The sequence below is a fragment of the Leisingera sp. MMG026 genome (assembly GCF_021654205.1).
Taxonomy (GTDB): Bacteria; Pseudomonadota; Alphaproteobacteria; order Rhodobacterales; family Rhodobacteraceae; genus Leisingera.
The window spans coordinates 46,072-63,889 of sequence record NZ_JAKFZM010000022.1 but is presented as its reverse complement, the minus strand read 5'-3'; the positions used below and the strand labels follow the sequence as shown (position 1 = coordinate 63,889).

Sequence of the window (17,818 nt, the reverse complement as noted above, 5' to 3'; positions counted from 1 at the left end):
AACCCCAGAGTATTTTTTGGAAAGATGAAGATGCTGACACCTCAGAGCGAGGCCGAACTGGCCGAAATGCTAGCAGGAGCAAGCGGACCGCTGTGCGTCCAGGGCGGCGGCACCCGCGGGCTTGCCATTGACGGCGAAGGGCTGAGTACCAGAGGCCTGTCCGGCGTGGAGCTTTATGAACCCGGCGCGCTGACGCTTGTGGTCCGGGCGGGCACGCCGGTGGCTGAGGTCGAGGCACTGCTGGCCGCGGAAAATCAGCAGCTGGCGTTTGAGCCGATGGATCATCGCGGGCTGCTGGGCACTGTGGGCGAGCCGACCATTGGCGGGGTGATTGCCGCAGGCGTCTCCGGTCCCCGCCGCATCCAGGCGGGGGCGGCGCGGGACCACTTGCTGGGAGTGCGCTTTGTGGATGGTTCCGGCCAAGCGGTGAAGAACGGCGGCCGGGTGATGAAGAATGTCACCGGCTATGATCTGGTGAAACTGATGTGCGGCGCCCATGGCACCCTGGGAGTGCTGAGCGAGGTGTCGATGAAGGTGCTGCCGCGCGCCGAGGCGTCGGCAACAGTTGCCATTGAGGGCGCTGATCTGGCTGCCGCGGTGGCGGCGATGTCCGCGGCTTTGGGGTCCCCCTATGACGTGACCGGCGCGGCCTATGATCCGGAGAAGCAAACCGCCTTTGTCCGGGTCGAGGGGTTTGCGGACTCAGCGGCCTACCGGTGCCGCAAGCTGGTATCGGAATTGGGTGGCTTTGGCAGTCCGCAGATCGAAAGCGAGGACGTCGGCCTGTGGCAAGGCATCCGCGATGGCGCGGGCTTTCACGGGCGGGCAGGCGATGTTTGGCGGATTTCGGTGAAACCCTCCGATGCCGTTGCGCTGGCACCGCGGCTGCAGGCCGAGGCGCTGCAGTTCGACTGGGGCGGCGGGCTGATTTGGGCACTGGTGCCTGCGGGCACTGATCTGCGCGCGCGCATCGGCGTGCCGGGCCATGCCACGCTGGTGCGGGCCGGCGCGGACACCCGCAAGCGGCTTGGCGTGTTCCAGCCGCAGCCCGGCCCCCTCGCGGCAATCTCCGAGGGGCTGCGGCGCCAGTTCGACCCGAAGGGACTCCTCAACCCCGGACTGATGGGATAAGCACATGCAGACCACCTTTACCGATGCGCAGCTGCGGGACCCGGGCACCCGGCGCGCCAACGAGATCCTGCGCTCTTGTGTGCATTGCGGATTTTGCACGGCGACCTGCCCGACATACCAGGTGCTGGGTGATGAGCTGGACAGCCCGCGCGGCCGCATTTACCTGATCAAGGATATGCTGGAGAACGCACGGGTGCCGGACGAAAAGACGGTCAAGCACATCGACCGCTGCCTGTCGTGCCTGGCCTGCATGACCACCTGTCCCTCGGGCGTGCATTACATGCATCTGGTCGACCACGCCCGCGCCTATATCGAAAAACACTATGACCGGCCCTGGAGCGACCGCGCCCTGCGCTGGCTGCTGGCCCGGATCCTGCCTTATCCGGGCCGGTTCCGTCTGGCGCTGTTTGGCGCGAAACTGGCGAAACCCTTGAAGGGGCTGATGCCGGATGCGCGGCTCAGGGCAATGCTGGATATGGCGCCGGGGCACATCCCGCCGGTCAGCCGCAACGACGATCCGCAAAGCTTTGCCGCTGCTGCAGTCCGCAAGAAACGGGTGGCGCTGATGACCGGCTGCGCGCAAAAGGCGCTGAACACCGATATCAACGACGCCACCATCCGGTTGCTGACCCGGCTGGGCTGCGAGGTGGTGGTGGCCAAAGGCGCGGGCTGCTGCGGCGCGCTGACACATCACATGGGACGCGAGGACGAAAGTCACGCCACGGCGGCAAAGAACATCCACGCCTGGGGTGCGGAGATGGACGGGCAGGGGCTGGATGCCATTGTCATAAACACCTCGGGCTGCGGCACCACGGTCAAGGATTACGGCCATATGTTCCGCAATGATCCGCTGGCCGCGGATGCTGCGCGGGTGTCGGAACGCACCATGGATATCACTGAACTGCTGATGCAGCTGGAGTTCCCTGAGGGTGCGGATAAGGGGCTGACCGTCGCCTACCACGCCGCCTGTTCGCTGCAGCATGGCCAGCAGATCAAGACACACCCCAAGACGCTTTTGAGGCGTGCAGGGTTCACGGTGGTGGAACCCGCAGACAGCCATCTGTGCTGCGGATCGGCCGGCACCTACAACCTGATGCAGCCGGAGATTTCCACCGAACTGAAGGCCCGCAAGGTCAAGACACTGGAAGCCAAGCAGCCCGATCTGATCGCCGCGGGCAATATCGGCTGCATGATGCAGATCGGTTCCGGCACAGAACTGCCTATTGTGCACACGGTGGAGCTGCTGGACTGGGCAACTGGCGGGCCGCAGCCGCCCGCGCTGACGGCGCCGGGCAAACGCGCGCCGGGGGTGCCGGTCCTGCGTTAAAGCGCGCAAAAGGAATCGGGCTGCATAAACTGTGCATTTGCCCTAATTTTGCCTGAACGGACCCGTAATCTCCCAACCGGTGGATAAGAGGAGAGACATGTGAGGCAATGGATTCTGGCGGTTCTGGCAGCCGTGCTGCCGGCGGCGGCGATGGCGCAGGACAGCCTTTTGCAGCGGATGGACACAATGGATGCGGGCCGCAAATGGGAAGCGGTCGGGCGTCTTGATGTGAACGGCGAGGGGTTTTGCACCGGCGCGCTGATTGCGCCGGATCAGGTGCTGACCGCCGCCCATTGCCTTTATGACAGCCAGACCAAGGCGCGCATCGACCCTGCCACCATCGAATTCCTGGCCGGCTGGCGCAACGGGCGCGCCTCGGCTTACCGCAGCGTGCGGCGGGCGGTTGAACATCCCTCCTATGTCTATGACGGCGAACTGTCGACCGACCGGGTCCGCAACGACATTGCCCTGCTGCAATTGCAGCGCCCGATCCGCAACACCACCGTGACACCCTTTGAAACCGACGAGCGCCCGCGCAAGGGGGCCAGCATCGGTGTGGTTTCTTATGCGCATGACCGGTCCGAGGCGCCGTCGCTGCAAGAGGTCTGCGCGGTGATGGCGCGCCAGCAGGGCGTGCTGGTGATGTCCTGCGACGTCGATTTCGGCTCCTCCGGCGCGCCGGTATTCTCTTTCGAGGACGGCACCCCGCGGATTGTCTCGGTGATCTCCGCCAAGGCCGAGGTCAGCGGCGAGCGGGTCTCGCTTGGTTCTGCCCTGGCCGAGGAACTGACCCTGCTGCAGGCGCAGCTGACGGGTGTGAATACCCGTGGCCGCCTGCCGCCTGGTGTTGGTCGGGTGAAGGTGGGGGAGGGGCGCAGCTCCTCCGGTGCGAAGTTCATCAGCCAATGAATTGGCGGGCACTGATGCTGGCTGTTGCCACCCTGGCGTACGCTGGGCAGGCAACGGCCCAGGGCACCGGTCTGCGGCGCTTGACTGACCGCGATGACCTGCTGGGCTGGGAGGCCGTCGGGCGGCTTGAGCTGAACGGCCAGGGCTTTTGCACCGGCACGCTGATTGCACCGGAACTGGTGCTGACCGCAGCGCATTGTGTCTATGACCGCAACAGGAATTTGCGCGCGGCTGAGCAGATCACTTTCCGCGCGGGTTTGCGCGACGGGACTGCCATAGCCGAACGCCGGGGGCTGCAGATCGCCGCGCATCCGGGGTTCAACCCGCGGGGACGGCTTGATTTGAATAACATCCGTCACGACGTGGCGCTGATCCGGTTGACTGCGCCGGTGCTCAGCGGTCAGGCAGATGCTTTTGCGCTGCATTCGGGACGCGAATACGGCAGCGATATCTCTGTCACATCTTATGGGCAGGGCCGCGCCGAGGCGCTGTCGCGGCAACGCCAGTGCAACCTGATGGGGGAAAGCGGTGACGTGCTGATGATCGACTGCAATGTCACTTTCGGCTCTTCCGGAGCGCCGGTGTTTTCGCAAGTGGGCGGGCGCGGGCGAATCCTGGCGCTGGTTTCCGGCGGTGGCAATTACCGCGGCAAGCAGGTGGCGTTCGGCATGAAACTGCCGCAACGGGTGGCGGAACTGAAGGCGCAGCTGCGCCGCAATCCGGTGGCCGCGCCCGACCGGCGGATTAAACGCGTCCGGGTAGGCGGCGGCGCGTCGGCGGGTGGCGCGAAATTTGTGACTGTGGGCGACTGATCCCCCTCTTGAAGCCGCATTTTACGTTCTTATCTCAGGTCTATCCGGGCCGCCGCTGATTGGGGCCCGGAAAAGACCAGCCTGTCCCTGCGGGGAAGGCGCCCTGAAATCGCTCATGAATGAGGATGACACTATGCGTACATTTGATTTTGCACCGCTGCACCGCGCCACCATCGGTTTCGACCAGATCGCCAGCCTGATGGACCGCGCCCTTAGCGCGGATGCCGCCCAGTCCAGCTACCCGCCCTATAATATCGAAAAGACCGACGCCGACAGCTATCGCATTTCGATCGCGGTTGCCGGTTTTGCCGAAGACGATCTGAATGTCGAGGTTAAGGAAAACGCGTTGGTGGTGACCGCCAAAAAGGCCGAGGACGGCGATGACCGCTCCTTCCTGCACCGGGGCATTGCCACCCGCGCCTTTGAGCGCCGTTTCACCTTGGCCGACCATGTCCGCGTGACCGGTGCCAGCCATGAAAACGGTATGCTGCATATCGATCTGCACCGCGAAGTGCCCGAGGCGCTGAAACCACGCCGGATCGAAATCTCCTCCTCCCGCCCGAACCGCGCCGAGATCGAGGCCACGGCGGTCAACTGATCCCGCGATCAAGGTTCGAGTGCTTCAGCCCCCTGGTTCTGCCAGGGGGTTTTTTCGTTTCACCGGGTTGTCCCCGCGGGGACAGCTGCGGGGTATGGTTGAAGGCGTAAATGTTTCTTTAGGTATTGGGAGGCAGGATCGGAGGCAGAGTAATTGGTGCCGCAGCGCAAAGGCGGATTGATGAACCCTCAGGAAATCCAGCATGTTCAGCAAAGCTTTGCCGGGATCTTTGCCCGCAAGGCGGATCTGGCTGAGCGTTTTTATGTGCATCTGTTCACCCGCCTGCCAGAAGCACGCGGCATGTTCCGTGGAAATTTTGTGAAGCAGAAGGCAATGCTGACAGCGATGATTGCCGCCTGCGTGCGCAATCTGGACGATCCGCGCACATTGGAAGACCTGGGCGCGCAACTGCTCCAGGCGCATGCGCACCTGCAGCTTAGCGCGCGGGAGAGCGAGGCGGCAAAGCGGGCGCTGATTGCCGCTTTGCGCGATGTTTTAGGCCCGGCGCTGGACACAAAGACGGAATCCGCCTGGGCCAGCGCCATCAGTCAGGTGGCCGGGACGCTGACCCGGCACTGACACGGTACTGCCCTGGTGCTGACCGCCAGCCGGGTCAGACTGCCATGCAGATGTATTTCATCTCCAGGTAATCCTCGATGCCGTGGTGGCTGCCTTCGCGGCCCAGGCCCGATTGCTTTACGCCGCCGAACGGGGCCACCTCGGTGGAAATGATGCCGGTGTTCACACCCACAATCCCGTATTCCAGCGCCTCGGCGACCTTGTACACGCGGCTCAGATCCTTGGCATAGAAATAGGATGCCAGGCCAAAGATGGTGTCATTGGCCATCGCGATAACCTCGTCCTCGTCCTCAAACTTGAACAGCGGAGCGAGCGGGCCAAAGGTTTCATCCGTGGCGAATGCCATTTCGCGGGTTGCGCCCTTGACGATGGTCGGCTGAAAGAAGCTGCCGCCCAGTTCCGACGGGTTGCCGCCCAGGATCACTTCGCCGCCTTTGGCGGTGGCGTCGGCAATATGCTCCTGCACCTTCTCAACCGCTTCCTTGTTTATCAGCGGGCCGAAATGGATGCCGTCGTTAAGGCCGTCGCCGACGTTCATTTTCTCGACCGCGGCTTTCAGCTTCTCCGCAAAAGCATCGTAAACGCCGGCCTGCACATAGATCCGGTTGGCGCAGACGCAGGTCTGGCCGTTGTTGCGGAACTTGCACATGATGGCGCCTTCGACTGCGGCGTTCAGATCTGCGTCGTCAAACACGATGAACGGCGCATTGCCGCCCAGCTCCATCGAGCATTTCATCACGGTGTCCGCTGCCTGGCGCATCAGGATGCGGCCCACTTCGGTGGAGCCGGTGAAGGTCAGCTTGCGCACGGCATCGTTCTCGCAGAACTCCTTGCCGATCTCCGAGGCGCGCGACGACGGCACGACGTTGAACACGCCCGCCGGAATGCCTGCGCGATCCGCCAGCACCGCCAGAACGGTGGCCGACAGCGGGGTCTCAGCGGCGGGGCGGGCGACAAAGGCACAGCCTGCGGCCAGCGCCGGGCCGGCCTTGCGGGTGATCATTGCGTTGGGGAAGTTCCACGGCGTGATCGAGGCGGCCACACCGATCGGCTGCTTCAGCACAGTGATCCGCTTGTCGCGCTGATGGCCGGGAATGGTCTCGCCGTAGATCCGCTTGGCCTCTTCCGCGAAAAACTCAATGAATGACGCGCCATAGGCGATCTCGCCGCGGGATTCCGCCAGCGGCTTGCCCATCTCGGCGGTCAGGATCACCGCCAGATCTTCCTGGTTTTCCATCATCAGGTCGTACCACTTGCGCAAGCAGTTGGCGCGTTCCTTGCCGGTCCATTTGGCCCAGTCTTTCTGCGCGGCTTCGGCCTGGGCGATGGCGCCTGCCACCTGGGCGCGGCTGATATCGGCCATCTGCGCAATCACGTCGCCGCGGGCCGGATTTTTCACGTCAAAGGTGCTTTCGCCTTCAGCGAATTGACCGCCGATATAGCCGCGGGTTTCCAGCAGGCTGGGATCTTTGAGCAGGGATTTCAGGTCTGTGGTTGCGTCGAGCATTGCGGGCCTCCCGGATGTTTTGTCGCTGGAATGCAAATCAGCTGTGCTTAAATAAGTCCAGAATCATCGATGAGTCCAGAATTTGATCAAATCCGCCGCCGCGTGGCGTGGAAGGAGTTTTTCAGACGGGCAATTTGACATGTCCTGTGTCAGACTGTCAGGTAGCCGCAAAGAATAAAAACAGGGGAGATCGGGCATGGAATTGGATGATGCCTATGCCAACGGGGCATATATCGAAAATGCGGACAGCTACCCGCCGCGCTGGGCGGCCTCGGCTGAGGATTTCCGCAACAGCCTGCATGAGCGCGCCCGGCTGGACCTCCCCTATGGCGAGGGCGCGCGGCAGCGGTTCGACCTGTTCCTGCCGGAAGGAACGCCCAAGGGTGTTCTTGTCTTTGTTCATGGTGGGTATTGGCTGGCCTTCGACAAAAGCACTTGGTCGCATCTGGCCCGTGGTGCGATGGCGCATGGCTGGGCGGTGGCGATGCCGTCGTATGATCTGTGCCCCGAAGTGCGGATTGCGGAAATCACCCGGCAGGTTGCCGCGGCGGTGACCCGGATTGCGGAAGAGGTTGCGGGGCCGATTGCGCTGGCGGGCCATTCGGCGGGCGGCCATCTGGTGGCGCGGATGCTGGACCGCGCGCTGCTGCCGGCAGATGTGGGCGCGCGGATCAAGACGGTGATTCCGATTTCGCCATTGTCGGATTTGCGCCCCTTGCTGCGCACCACGATGAACCAGAAGTTCCAGATGGATTCCGCGGCTGCGATTGCCGAAAGCCCGGTGGACATGCAGGACCGCTACCCCGCAGACGTGACGGTCTGGGTCGGCGGCGAGGAACGCCCGGCGTTTCTGGATCAGGCGGTCTGGCTGGTGGAGGCCTGGGAGGCTGATCACGTTATCGCCTTTGGCAAGCATCATTTCAATGTGATCGAGCCGCTGGCGGACCCGGAAAGCGATCTGGTGATGCTGATCGTGAATTGAGACCTCTTGTCCGGCCGGCTGGCCGGACAAGTAGGCCAGGCAAGGATGCGGCAGGCGGCAGGCAAGATTTCACTTGCCAGAATCCCGTTTCCGCCGCATCTTCTGCGCAAGGGCCAGGCGATGGCGTCGCCGCATGGAATACATGCCGCCCCCAGCATTCCAAAACCGTCCTGAACGCCGGGACCTTTCTTGTAAGAAGGAAGGGTCTGATATGACTTCACGTCCTGAAATGTACCGTTTTCACAATGGTGAAAAAGCACCGCTGCAATTTGCCGTCTCGGAATACGAGGCACGCATTGCCGGCCTGCGCAAGATCATGGCTGAGACCGGCGTGACTGCCGCTGTCTTCACCTCGATGCACAACATCTCGTATTATTCGGGCTTCACCTACTGCGCCTTTGGCCGCCCTTATGGCATGGTGGTGACCGCCTCCGAGGCGGTGACCATTTCGGCCGGCATCGACGCGGGCCAGCCCTGGCGCCGGTCGTTCTGCGACAACATCACCTATACCGATTGGCAGCGCGACAACTTCTGGCGTGCAATCAAGTCGGTCAGCGGCGCGGGCGCGGTGGTCGGTTTTGAAAGCGATCACCTGACCCTGATGCAGAAGGCCAAGCTGGAGAGCTTCCTGGAGCCATCCAGCCTGGTTGATCTGTACCACCCCACCATGGTTCAGCGGATGGGTAAATCGGCTGCGGAACTGGACATGATCCGTGCCGGTGCCGCGGTGGCAGACGTCGGCGGCTTTGCAATCCGTGACGCAGTCAAGGAAGGCGCGCGCGAGATTGATGTGGCGATGGCCGGCCGGGACGCGATGGAGCTGGAGATTGCCAAGCGGTTTCCGGATGCCGAATACCGTGACAGCTGGGTCTGGTTCCAGTCCGGCATCAATACCGACGGCGCCCACAACCCGGTGACGGGGCGTACCCTGCAGCGCGGCGATATCCTGTCGCTGAACACCTTCCCGATGATCTCGGGCTATTACACCGCGCTGGAGCGGACCATGTTCGTCAAGGAAGTGGACGCCGAGAGCCTGCGCATCTGGGAGGCCAATGTGGCGGCCCATGAACTGGGTATATCGCTGCTGAAGCCGGGCGCAAGCTGTGCGGAAATCACCCATCAGATCAACGCCTTCTTTGAAGAGCAGGATCTGTTGCAATACCGCACCTTCGGCTATGGCCACTCCTTTGGCGTGCTGTCCCACTACTATGGCCGCGAGGCCGGGCTGGAGCTGCGCGAGGACATCGATACGGTGCTGGAGCCGGGCATGGTGATCTCAATGGAGCCGATGCTGACCATCGCCGACGGCCAGCCGGGGGCCGGCGGCTACCGCGAGCATGACATCCTGATCATCCACGAGGACGGCAACGAGAACATCACCAAATACCCCTATGGGCCGGAGTTCAACGTCGTCGGCTGAGGCGGGCAGAATGCGAAAAAGCAGGGGGTGCCATGCGTGCGCCCCCTGTGCACCGGCGAGGAGAGCCAGTCTGGTTGAGAGAGGGTTTTAAAGCGGCCTGTCAGCCGTCTTTGCTGTCTAGAACTTTTGCGATTGCGGCTTCACCGCAGGCCTCTTCAATGTTCGGGTCCGGCGCACCCGAAAGACCGATTGCGCCGATCAAACTGCCCTCGTGGAACAGCGGCAGGCCTCCGGTGAGCAGCAGGATGTCGTCTTCCATTTTCCCCAACTGGCTGAAACCGTCCGCCTGCGGCGCCATATTGAGAACTGAAGTAGGAATTTTCAGGGACGCGGATGTGTAGGCCTTCCGGAAGCTGGTATGAATGGTGTTTGCACCAGTGCCTTCACCCCGGAAGAAATAGAGCAGCCGTCCTTGGTCATTCACGACCGATACCGATACCGATGTCTCTTTTGCGCGGCAATCTGCAAGCGCTTCTTTGGCGATTGCTTCGGCAATTTCGGTTGTCAGAGCCGGGCGGTTCGGAATTTCAACCGCTGCGGCGGTAGAAGCTGCGAGTAAACCGGCCGCAGCCGCGCCGAAGAGTACCATTTTCATCTATTTGAATCCCTTGTAGCAGATGCTGCGGACACTACGTGTAAAGCCGGAATGAAAAGACAATCTGGGTTGTTTTCCCGATGAAAAATGTGAACTTCCGGAATTGGCTTGACCATTGCTCTGATGAAACCAGGCAGGCGGTGCATGGCAAGGCACGGGGGAGGTGCATCCCCAAAGACGGCTTGGTTCACGAAATCGCTGATCCTGCGCAGGAGCTGTACTTTATTGAAACTGGAACGGTACGGTTCGGGGCGACACACGAGGGCGGCAAACAGCTGATCGTCCGCGACCTTGGTGCAGGGGACTGGTTTGGTTTCATCGGGTGCCTTGGGTCCGGTCAAAGGCCGAATGCGGCCTATGCAGTAACGGAGACCCGGTTGCAGGTGGTCGGTTGGAAGGACATCGAGGAAATAGGTCAGGCAGATCCAAGCTTATGGCAGGCGATTGCAGCTGTCCTGGCCGGGCTTGCTGGTCATTTTTATAAGAGTTACGAGAATACGGTTTTTCTCTCGCTGGAACAAAGACTGAAAGCCACGCTGCAACAGATTTCCATTTGGCAGAACTCGCGAAAGCTGCAAATCAGCCAGGAGGAACTGGCTGCCATCTTGGGCGTGACCAAAGAAGCTGTGGGCCTTCATCTGAACGGCTTGAAGGCCAAAGGCCAAGTGCAGCTGGGATACAGGAGCATTCACTTGCTGGAGAAGACTGGACCTTAGCCGGATGGCAGCGCGTCAGGCTAACGCCGGCATATAGTGGGCCCGGCAGACGCGGGGCGCCTGAATGAAAAGAATGTAGCTTGGTCTCCGGGCAAATGGCCTTTTGGCACGGACGTTGCGCCGGGGCGGGTCTTGGGGCATATGTTCCGCCACTGCATCGCCAGCCTATATGTTACCCTCTTGCAGACGGTGCACGCACGTGCGCCCCGCGAGGAAGAAAGAGCCACCGCCATGTATGACGCCCCGGAAAAGAAGAAATCGGAATTTGCGCTGATCCAGCTGATGCCGAACATGATGACCATTGGCGCCATCTGCGCTGGCTTGACGGCGATCCGCTTTGCGGTGTTCGGGAATTACACCCTGGCGGTGATGATGATCATCCTGGCGGCGATTCTGGACGGTCTTGACGGGCGGCTTGCCCGCGCCCTGCACAGCGAAAGCAAGATGGGCGCCGAGCTGGACTCGCTGGCGGATTTTCTGAACTTCGGCGTGGCGACCCCGCTGGTGATCTATTTCTGGGCCTTGCAGGACGTGCGCGGCGCCGGGTGGATTTCGGTTCTCGTGTTTTCTGTTTGCTGCGTGGTGCGGCTGGCGCGGTTCAATGTCAGCACCAAATCCGAGGAGGCGCCAAAGGGGCGCAGCGGCTATTTCGACGGCATCCCGTCGCCCGCCGGCGCACTGCTGGCATTGCTGCCGATGTTTGTCGCCTTTGCCTTTGACGGCAAGGTGCTGCTGCCGGAGCTGCTGATCTGCCTGCATATGGTGGTGATCGGATTGGCAATGATCAGCCACATTCAGACTTGGTCGCCAAAGGCGGTTAAAATCTCCCGCGAGAATGTTAAGTATCTGCTCGTTGGCTTTGCCTTCATGGCTGCGGCATTACTGACCTATGCATGGACCGTGCTGGTTGTGCTATGCCTTGGCTACGTAGTGATGGTGATTTGGGGGCTGGTTTCAAAGCCAAAGGACTAGCCCGTGACGTCCGGGGAGGGACGAATTGGATATCAAGGCAGTTGAAGAATCTTACGCGCGCTGGGCGCCGGTCTACGACAAGACCTTTGGCGCGGTGACGCGCTCGGGCCGCCGCCGCGCGGCCCGCTATATCAACACCCGTCAGGGCAGCGTGCTGGAGGTTGGCGTCGGCACCGGGCTGTCGCTGAAGCATTACGCACCGCATCTGCAGGTGACTGGCATTGATTTCAGCCATGACATGCTGAAGAAGGCGCAAAGAAAGGTGCAGGAGCTGGGCCTGAACCAGGTCAAGCAGCTGTGCCAGATGGATGCGCGGTGCTTGGACTTTCCGGACAATTCCTTTGACACCGTGGCCGCGATGCATGTGCTTTCGGTGGTGCCGGATCCGGACCAGGTGATGCGCGAGATAACGCGCGTCCTGAAACCCGGCGGCGAGGTGGTGATCACCAACCATTTCAAAAGCGGCAAGGGGGTGCGGGCGTCGCTGGAGAAACTCTCGGCGCCGCTGGCCAATGTGATCGGCTGGCATTCGGATTTTGCGCTGGAGACGGTGCTGCAGGAGGACCGGTTGAGCATCAAGCAGCAAGAAAGCATTCCGCCTTTCGGGATGATGACTTTTCTGGTTCTGGGCAAGCAGCAAACCATGTGAAACGGCGCAATTCAGCGAAGCGGCCCCGGAGTGTTCTCCGGGGCTTTTCTTTGTGCGGCCTCTCTGCAACAGTGCGTTTGAACCAGGCGGAATTGCACCGCCTCAGGGGATGTAAATGATTTTTACATGCCTATATCCGGATCATGAATTTGAGGGGAAGGAACGGATACTATGAGTGTTTCCCAATTTGAGAAGATGGTGGCGGAGAGCCAGGAAAAGGTCCGGGAGTCCCAGGCCAAGATCGGGGCGCTGACCTCGCGCATTGAGACCGCGCGCAACAAGATCGAGGCGGGCGAGGATGCCAGCATCGACATCGAGAACGCGACGCTGGAGGATGTGCACGCCCACACCGACGTGATGAACGCCAATATCGCCGAACTGATTATGGGGCTGGACGATGTGACGGCGGCGTTCTCGAAAGATTTTGACGAGATGCGGGGCAAGACCGGCTGGGAGAGCTTTGTCGGCTTCTTCAGCAGCGGCAAATCGGATTCGATGCGCCAGGAGCGGATGCGCACCGCCAATATTGATGACAAGCTGCAGGATCTGATTGCCAAATCCGATGTGATCGTGAAGCTGCTGGAGGGACAGCTGGCGACGCTGGAAGAGCAGCGCGAAAAGGTCCAGGCGAACCTGACGGCCACCCTGGACGACCGCGAATTCACGGTGCAGGAGCTGGAAGCCGTGCGCGCCGGGATCGTGGCGCTGGACCCGCAGATCATCGCGCTGGAGAACAAGATATCGGTCGAGCAGGACGCAGCCGCGCGCACCAAGCTGGAGACCGAGCTGGCCGATCTGAATGCCAAATACAATGCGATGGTGCAGGAGGAGCAGGTCAAGCTTGCCAAGTCCCAGACGCTGGAGCGCTACATCGAGAAGGGCAAGACCTGGGTCGACAGCTTGCAGAACCAGGCGGCAACGCAGATGGTGCTGATCAACAAGCTGCAGACGGACACGGCGCAGCGGGTGGTGCTGTATGACGCGCTGACCAAATCGCTGAAGACCGCGCAGCAGCAGGATGTGGCGCACCGGATCAACGAGATTGGCGTGCAGACCGACAAGGAAGCCCAGACCGCGATGGCCGCGATCGGCACCGCGACCAACCAGAAGATGGCCGACATGCTGGAAGCGCATGAGGACAACATGGTGTTCGCCCGCGACGTGCTGGAGAAAAAGGCCAAGGCGGATGAACGCTTTGCCCGCCGGTTTGCGGCGATTGTCGAGAAGCACGACAAGAACCTGTATGGGGGGTGAGACGGTTGCGTTTTCCTTTGTTGCAAAACCCGAAGAGCTGGCGTGACTGGTGGTTGGACTTCTGCTGCCTCGCTCTGCTTTTGATGGTGCTTGGTGTATTTACCTCCCTTTCCAAAGCCATACTCATTGCGGCGGGAGTAGGCAGTATGATCGGCACAGCACTTCATCTGCGGTCGCGCTTGAAGAAAGCCCAAAGTGAGAATCCCCTTGAGGGGGCTGGGTGATTTTTCCGCGCTGCGGAAAGAACTTGGGAAAGCCGGAGCAAGATGTCGCCATTGAATTTGAGAAATGAAACGGGACAGCTCCCGGCCGCGGATGGGGGCGTAGTGCCCGCCGTTTTGCCGGAGGCAAACCTGCGGTTTGGAGAGGGCGGCCGGGCGCTGTCCGTGCCGCAAGCGGCACGTCCGGAAAGGGGCGAGGTATGACCGATCCCGCCAAGGACCACGCAGGCCTTGCCGATACCTTCGCCTCGCGCCGGTATTTCAAAAAGTTCGACACCATCATCCGGCATCTCACGCGGGTGGCGGCGGCGATGCAGGCGGAGGGGCGGCTCAGCAAGTCCGATGTGAAGGTGCTGACCTGCTACCTGATGCGGCTCAATTTCACCTTCCGCGCGCTCTCGATGAAATACCTGATGGCGGGGCGGGACACGGGCAGGTTCTTTGGCAGCCTGGCGATGGACAAGCGCGACAGCGGTTTTCCGGTCGCGGCCGAACTGATGACTATGGCCAATGACGCCCAGCAGGCAGAGCGGCACCTGGGCAATATGGCCAGCGAGGAGCAGCTCAAAGACGACATGGTCCGCACCATCATCGCTGACCGCACGGTGCCGTCAAAGCTGCAATTCGCCCTGTCGCAGCGGCTCTATTATCAGGAACTGCTGAAGGGGCAGCTGTTCTGGACCCAGAACGACCCGGAATGCGAATGGCTGGAAAACATCGGCGAGCGCCGCCGGCGCTTTCTGCTGCATTGGGCCGCCTATGACAGCCAAGTGAACTTGCCGGTGATCTACCTGATGGAGCTGGAAGACAGCGGCAAAGTGGCCTTGCCCAAGGATGAGCGCCGCTGGCCCGAGGTGCAGGCGCATCTGATGGCTCAGGCGCTGGCGGGCCTGAAGCTGGTGACCATTGCCAAGGGGTTTGACGAGGATTTCGACGATCTGCATCCCAAGCAACTGCGACGCTATCACGTGGGGCCGATGTATTCCTCGGCCTATACCGAGCAGTCAGGCCCGTTGCACCAAGTGCTGGAGGAGGCAGAGGCGCCCGCGGGCCAGGACTGGGCGCTGGCCTGGACGCTGGAAGAGCTGGAAAGCGAAGAGGTGCGTGAAGAGCGCTCCGGCTGGTTCGGCACCGTGGAGCGGGAGATTTTTGCGCTCGATCCCTTTGGCGGGCGTGGTGCGGATACCGGGGCGACACGCACCCAGCGGGCCATTATCCTGCCGCAGCGTCCGTTCCAGGTGCTGGCAGAGCTGGACCCGCCGGGGTTTGGGGATGTGCAGAAGTTTGTGGTGAGCGAGGCGGGGCAAGTTTTGCGGTATTGAACGCCTGCGCGTATTGCGAGGGCAGGAGCCTCCGGCGGGAGTATTTTGGGAAAGATGAAAAGCGGGCCGGATTTAAGGCTGCGCGCTGCGGATTGAGAGGGTGAGATGAGCATTTCAGGCAATCAGATGGAGCTGCGGGAAGAAGATATCCGCAAGCATTACGCCGCTGCGGCGGCGCTGCTGGAGGGGTTTGACCACACCCCGCGCATTGCCAAGCCGCAGGCAGAGGGCAAGACGCCGGAGCGGTCGGCAGGGATTGGCACGCGGCGCCGCTTCCGCTCGACCACGCCGGGGCTGGTGACGCGCTCCACCGCGCGGCCCGAAGGGGTGCATCTGATTGCCCGCATCGAGGCTGCGGATGAGGAGGATCCGCTGACCTCGCCGCTGCAGGCGACCTTGCAGCATGCCTTGCGCCGGGCGCTGGCGATCTCGTTGGCGATGGGGGAGGCTTATGCGGATGTGTCCGGTCTGGGTGAACTGAAACGGGCCAATCTGGCGGGGTCCTTGGACGCGGCCCGCAAAGGTGAGTTCACCGAGCTGCTGGCGGCGGAGGCGCTGGTATCGGCGCATGTCTTTGCCAATGCCGTGGCGTTTTTGCTGGCGCCGCACGGGTCCGAAGCGCAGGCTGAGGTGGGCGAGGCGGAGGAACTGCTGACCGACAATGCGCCGCTGGCCCTGCACGGGGCGCTGTGGGAACTGGACCAGAAGCTGGCGCTGTATGGCACTGATGATGCGCATCTGATTGCGGCTGCGGCAGCTTATGCCGAGCAGCTGCTGGAGAAGGCTGCTTTGCGGGCGCAGAATGCAGGCCGGCTGGAAGCCTTCACGTCCGCCGCCTGGAGGGTTGAGGCGGATGACCTGACCATCAGCGGCTTTGACGCCGCGGCCAAGGCGAAATCCACCACCCTGACCATGACGTTCAAGAAGCCGCATGAGGTGGTGGGCAACCATATTGCGAAATATCAGGCGCTACGGCTGTCGAAGATGCTGATGGCCTATGACTTTGACCGCCGATTGAACCCGTTTGCCGAGATGGGCGGATTCATCTTTACCTTCATGGGCGACGGCAAGCCGGGCACCGGTAAGACAACCCTGATTCAGATGATGGCGGGGCTGATGCATGATTATTGCCAGAATGCAGGCTATGCCTTCCGCTATCAGAATTTCGGCATCGACAATATCGACAGCTATCAGGGTAAATCGGGCCAGAACGCCAAATCGTTCATTCAGAACGTGATCGACCCCGGCGTCATCGGCTTTGGCACCATCGACGACATTGACCAGATCGCAGGAAAACGCGGCGACCGGCAGTCCAGCGCGGGCCAGCAGGAGGTAACGGCGGTGTTCATGGAGGCCTTTGCCGGCGCCAATACCGTGGTGCGGGGCAATTGCACCTTTGGCATGTTCTCCAACTATCCGGAGAATGTGGACGACGCCCTGCGCCAGCGGGCGGGCGCGCGGTTCCTGGTCGACGGGCCGCAGACGCGGGAGGATTACATCGACATCCTGACGCTCTTGATGGGCAAGAACCATGCGATCCCGCTGGGGGAGCATGATCTGTACGGTGCGCAGGAAATCAGGAAGGCGGTCGCGCGGTCCTTCGAGGCCTACAACCGCCCGCAGGAGCCGGGGCTGGCAGAGGTCTTTGGCCGGGTGCAGGATCAGCTCGGAGAGCTGGATGATCTGGCCAAGCTCGGCACCTATCTGAAGGCGATCCAAGCTGCGGATGAGCGGTTCACCGGCCGCGCCATCAAGAACATCACCGATGCGGTCAAGGTCCGGGCGATGGATTTCGAGCTGCCGGATGAATGGATGGAGAACCCGGAGCTGTTCCTGTTCAAGGATTACGAGACCAAATCCGCGATGATTGCCGAACTGCGGGTACCGGTCACGGTCGACATGGTGGTGCAGGAGATCAACCGCTACGCCGACTCTGAGTTCCGCTATGCCGACAAGTCGGATGAGGTGGCGATTGAAAACATGGTGCGTGACTTCGGGCGGCAGGAAGAGGCCAAGCGGCGGTATCTGGAGGGGCAGGGGTGAATCCTGACCGGGTTTTCAGGTGGCTGATGTTAGTGTTCTTGGTTGTGGCAATTGCGGGGTTAGCCAATGATTTCTTTCCTGAACTGTTTCCTGCAATCGTACTTGGGCATCCAATGATTGAGGCGATTGGAAGTATCGTAACTGCAGGCGCTGCGATCATCGCAGCTTGGGCTGCGATGAACGGCCTAAGTACATGGAAGAAAGAACGTGATGCAGACTTCGCGAAAGCACTGGCAGCGGAAATGTATCGCTACAGGCAATCTTTGCATGCTATACGGTTGCCGTTTCTGACCCCCACGGATCTTGAATTCTTTGAAGCGGGAAAAGAGCCCCAACAAGTTGATCGTATGGTTCGCCGTTATCGGTGGCGGCGTTCACGAGAAGTACTGAATGACGTCAATGCTCTTCTTGCAGAAGCTGAACTTAGATGGCCATCTGACATAGCCAGCGCTTTTGAACCTGTGAAAAAGATAGAACGAGAGCTTGCGAACGATGTGACGAGGTATGGGGTGCTAGAAAGCCGGTATGGTGCGTTATGTGACAAGCAAAGGGCCGGACAAAATTCAGACGAAAAGTGGACCAAAGAGTTTGACAAAGACGCTAAAGAGCGCTGCGAGCTTGAGGGCAAGCTGAACGACTCTTTTAATGACGATGATGCATTTCGTATTTGTATTGATGCTGCGTTTGTTCCAATGAACACTTTGCTGAGGACGAAGATTTAATGCGGTTGACGTCTTTCTCCGCGGCGAAGCCGCGACGCGCCCGACCCGCCCCCCAGGGC

17 protein-coding genes are annotated in these 17,818 nt (G+C 61.1%); 15 read left to right on the top strand and 2 right to left on the bottom strand.

Going from position 1 to position 17,818, the window contains the following annotated elements; all coding sequences use genetic code 11:
- Window positions 1-24: 24 nt before the first annotated feature.
- From L1069_RS13715 to L1069_RS13690, 6 genes are all read left to right on the top strand, one after another.
- On the top strand, window positions 25-1,131 hold the full coding sequence (locus tag L1069_RS13715) for an FAD-binding protein (RefSeq protein ID WP_237456033.1): 1,107 nt from the start codon (window positions 25-27) through the stop codon (window positions 1,129-1,131).
- Window positions 1,132-1,135: 4 nt separating this feature from the next.
- The gene (gene glcF / locus L1069_RS13710) at window positions 1,136-2,458 is read left to right on the top strand and encodes a glycolate oxidase subunit GlcF (RefSeq protein ID WP_237456032.1); all 1,323 of its coding nucleotides are present in this window, start codon (window positions 1,136-1,138) and stop codon (window positions 2,456-2,458) included.
- Window positions 2,459-2,608: 150 nt separating this feature from the next.
- Window positions 2,609-3,367 carry a trypsin-like serine protease gene (locus L1069_RS13705; RefSeq protein WP_237456044.1) on the top strand — a complete coding sequence of 253 codons (759 nt, stop codon included), beginning with the start codon at window positions 2,609-2,611 and terminating at the stop codon, window positions 3,365-3,367.
- On the top strand, window positions 3,364-4,179 hold the full coding sequence (locus L1069_RS13700) for a trypsin-like serine protease (protein WP_237456031.1): 816 nt from the start codon (window positions 3,364-3,366) through the stop codon (window positions 4,177-4,179). Before L1069_RS13705 ends, L1069_RS13700 begins: the two co-directional genes overlap by 4 nt.
- A 133-nt stretch (window positions 4,180-4,312) precedes the next feature.
- The gene (locus tag L1069_RS13695; RefSeq protein WP_129372145.1) at window positions 4,313-4,777 is read left to right on the top strand and encodes an Hsp20 family protein; all 465 of its coding nucleotides are present in this window, start codon (window positions 4,313-4,315) and stop codon (window positions 4,775-4,777) included.
- 180 nt (window positions 4,778-4,957) lie between these two features.
- A complete protein-coding gene (locus L1069_RS13690; RefSeq protein WP_237456030.1) occupies window positions 4,958-5,356 on the top strand; it encodes a globin domain-containing protein in 399 nt (132 codons plus the stop codon).
- A gap of 34 nt (window positions 5,357-5,390) precedes the next feature.
- On the opposite strand, the gene L1069_RS13685 is transcribed toward L1069_RS13690, so the two are convergent.
- Window positions 5,391-6,863 (bottom strand): NAD-dependent succinate-semialdehyde dehydrogenase, encoded by a 1,473-nt coding sequence (locus tag L1069_RS13685; RefSeq protein ID WP_237456029.1) that lies wholly within the window; start codon window positions 6,861-6,863, stop codon window positions 5,391-5,393.
- A 196-nt stretch (window positions 6,864-7,059) separates the two neighbouring features.
- On the opposite strand from L1069_RS13685, the gene L1069_RS13680 reads away from it, so the two are divergent.
- Both L1069_RS13680 and L1069_RS13675 read left to right on the top strand, forming a co-directional pair.
- Window positions 7,060-7,845 (top strand): alpha/beta hydrolase, encoded by a 786-nt coding sequence (locus tag L1069_RS13680; RefSeq protein WP_237456028.1) that lies wholly within the window; start codon window positions 7,060-7,062, stop codon window positions 7,843-7,845.
- Between the two features lie 211 nt (window positions 7,846-8,056).
- Window positions 8,057-9,265, top strand: a complete 1,209-nt coding sequence (locus L1069_RS13675) for an aminopeptidase P family protein (RefSeq protein ID WP_129372141.1) — start codon at window positions 8,057-8,059, stop codon at window positions 9,263-9,265.
- A gap of 100 nt (window positions 9,266-9,365) precedes the next feature.
- On the opposite strand, the gene L1069_RS13670 is transcribed toward L1069_RS13675, so the two are convergent.
- Window positions 9,366-9,854, bottom strand: coding sequence for a heme-binding protein (locus L1069_RS13670; RefSeq protein ID WP_237456027.1), 489 nt, complete (start codon window positions 9,852-9,854; stop codon window positions 9,366-9,368).
- An 86-nt stretch (window positions 9,855-9,940) separates the two neighbouring features.
- On the opposite strand from L1069_RS13670, the gene L1069_RS13665 reads away from it, so the two are divergent.
- From L1069_RS13665 to L1069_RS13635, 7 genes are all read left to right on the top strand, one after another.
- Complete coding sequence (locus L1069_RS13665; RefSeq protein ID WP_237456026.1) at window positions 9,941-10,576, top strand: Crp/Fnr family transcriptional regulator; 636 nt, start codon at window positions 9,941-9,943, stop codon at window positions 10,574-10,576.
- Window positions 10,577-10,807: 231 nt separating this feature from the next.
- A complete protein-coding gene (locus L1069_RS13660) occupies window positions 10,808-11,548 on the top strand; it encodes a phosphatidylcholine/phosphatidylserine synthase (protein ID WP_129372138.1) in 741 nt (246 codons plus the stop codon).
- 25 nt (window positions 11,549-11,573) lie between these two features.
- The gene (locus L1069_RS13655; RefSeq protein ID WP_237456025.1) at window positions 11,574-12,197 is read left to right on the top strand and encodes a class I SAM-dependent methyltransferase; all 624 of its coding nucleotides are present in this window, start codon (window positions 11,574-11,576) and stop codon (window positions 12,195-12,197) included.
- A gap of 171 nt (window positions 12,198-12,368) precedes the next feature.
- On the top strand, window positions 12,369-13,451 hold the full coding sequence (locus L1069_RS13650) for a hypothetical protein (protein ID WP_237456024.1): 1,083 nt from the start codon (window positions 12,369-12,371) through the stop codon (window positions 13,449-13,451).
- Between the two features lie 421 nt (window positions 13,452-13,872).
- Window positions 13,873-14,994 (top strand): hypothetical protein, encoded by a 1,122-nt coding sequence (locus L1069_RS13645; RefSeq protein WP_237456023.1) that lies wholly within the window; start codon window positions 13,873-13,875, stop codon window positions 14,992-14,994.
- Window positions 14,995-15,099: 105 nt separating this feature from the next.
- Window positions 15,100-17,037, top strand: a complete 1,938-nt coding sequence (locus L1069_RS13640) for an ATP-binding protein (RefSeq protein WP_237456022.1) — start codon at window positions 15,100-15,102, stop codon at window positions 17,035-17,037.
- A complete protein-coding gene (locus tag L1069_RS13635; RefSeq protein ID WP_237456021.1) occupies window positions 17,034-17,759 on the top strand; it encodes a hypothetical protein in 726 nt (241 codons plus the stop codon). Before L1069_RS13640 ends, L1069_RS13635 begins: the two co-directional genes overlap by 4 nt.
- Window positions 17,760-17,818 lie beyond the last annotated feature (59 nt).

Bases quoted from the DNA above. Each gene is read 5' to 3' on its own strand.
- L1069_RS13700 (WP_237456031.1), top strand. From the start codon at position 3,364: ATGAATTGGCGGGCACTGATGCTGGCTGTTGCCACCCTGGCGTACGCT.
- L1069_RS13715 (WP_237456033.1), top strand. From the start codon at position 25: ATGAAGATGCTGACACCTCAGAGCGAGGCCGAACTGGCCGAAATGCTA.
- L1069_RS13650 (WP_237456024.1), top strand. From the start codon at position 12,369: ATGAGTGTTTCCCAATTTGAGAAGATGGTGGCGGAGAGCCAGGAAAAG.
- L1069_RS13670 (WP_237456027.1), bottom strand. From the start codon at position 9,854: ATGGTACTCTTCGGCGCGGCTGCGGCCGGTTTACTCGCAGCTTCTACC.
- L1069_RS13660 (WP_129372138.1), top strand. From the start codon at position 10,808: ATGTATGACGCCCCGGAAAAGAAGAAATCGGAATTTGCGCTGATCCAG.
- L1069_RS13640 (WP_237456022.1), top strand. From the start codon at position 15,100: ATGAGCATTTCAGGCAATCAGATGGAGCTGCGGGAAGAAGATATCCGC.
- L1069_RS13680 (WP_237456028.1), top strand. From the start codon at position 7,060: ATGGAATTGGATGATGCCTATGCCAACGGGGCATATATCGAAAATGCG.
- glcF (WP_237456032.1), top strand. From the start codon at position 1,136: ATGCAGACCACCTTTACCGATGCGCAGCTGCGGGACCCGGGCACCCGG.
- L1069_RS13690 (WP_237456030.1), top strand. From the start codon at position 4,958: ATGAACCCTCAGGAAATCCAGCATGTTCAGCAAAGCTTTGCCGGGATC.
- L1069_RS13695 (WP_129372145.1), top strand. From the start codon at position 4,313: ATGCGTACATTTGATTTTGCACCGCTGCACCGCGCCACCATCGGTTTC.
- L1069_RS13675 (WP_129372141.1), top strand. From the start codon at position 8,057: ATGACTTCACGTCCTGAAATGTACCGTTTTCACAATGGTGAAAAAGCA.
- L1069_RS13665 (WP_237456026.1), top strand. From the start codon at position 9,941: ATGAAAAATGTGAACTTCCGGAATTGGCTTGACCATTGCTCTGATGAA.
- L1069_RS13705 (WP_237456044.1), top strand. From the start codon at position 2,609: ATGGCGCAGGACAGCCTTTTGCAGCGGATGGACACAATGGATGCGGGC.
- L1069_RS13645 (WP_237456023.1), top strand. From the start codon at position 13,873: ATGACCGATCCCGCCAAGGACCACGCAGGCCTTGCCGATACCTTCGCC.
- L1069_RS13685 (WP_237456029.1), bottom strand. From the start codon at position 6,863: ATGCTCGACGCAACCACAGACCTGAAATCCCTGCTCAAAGATCCCAGC.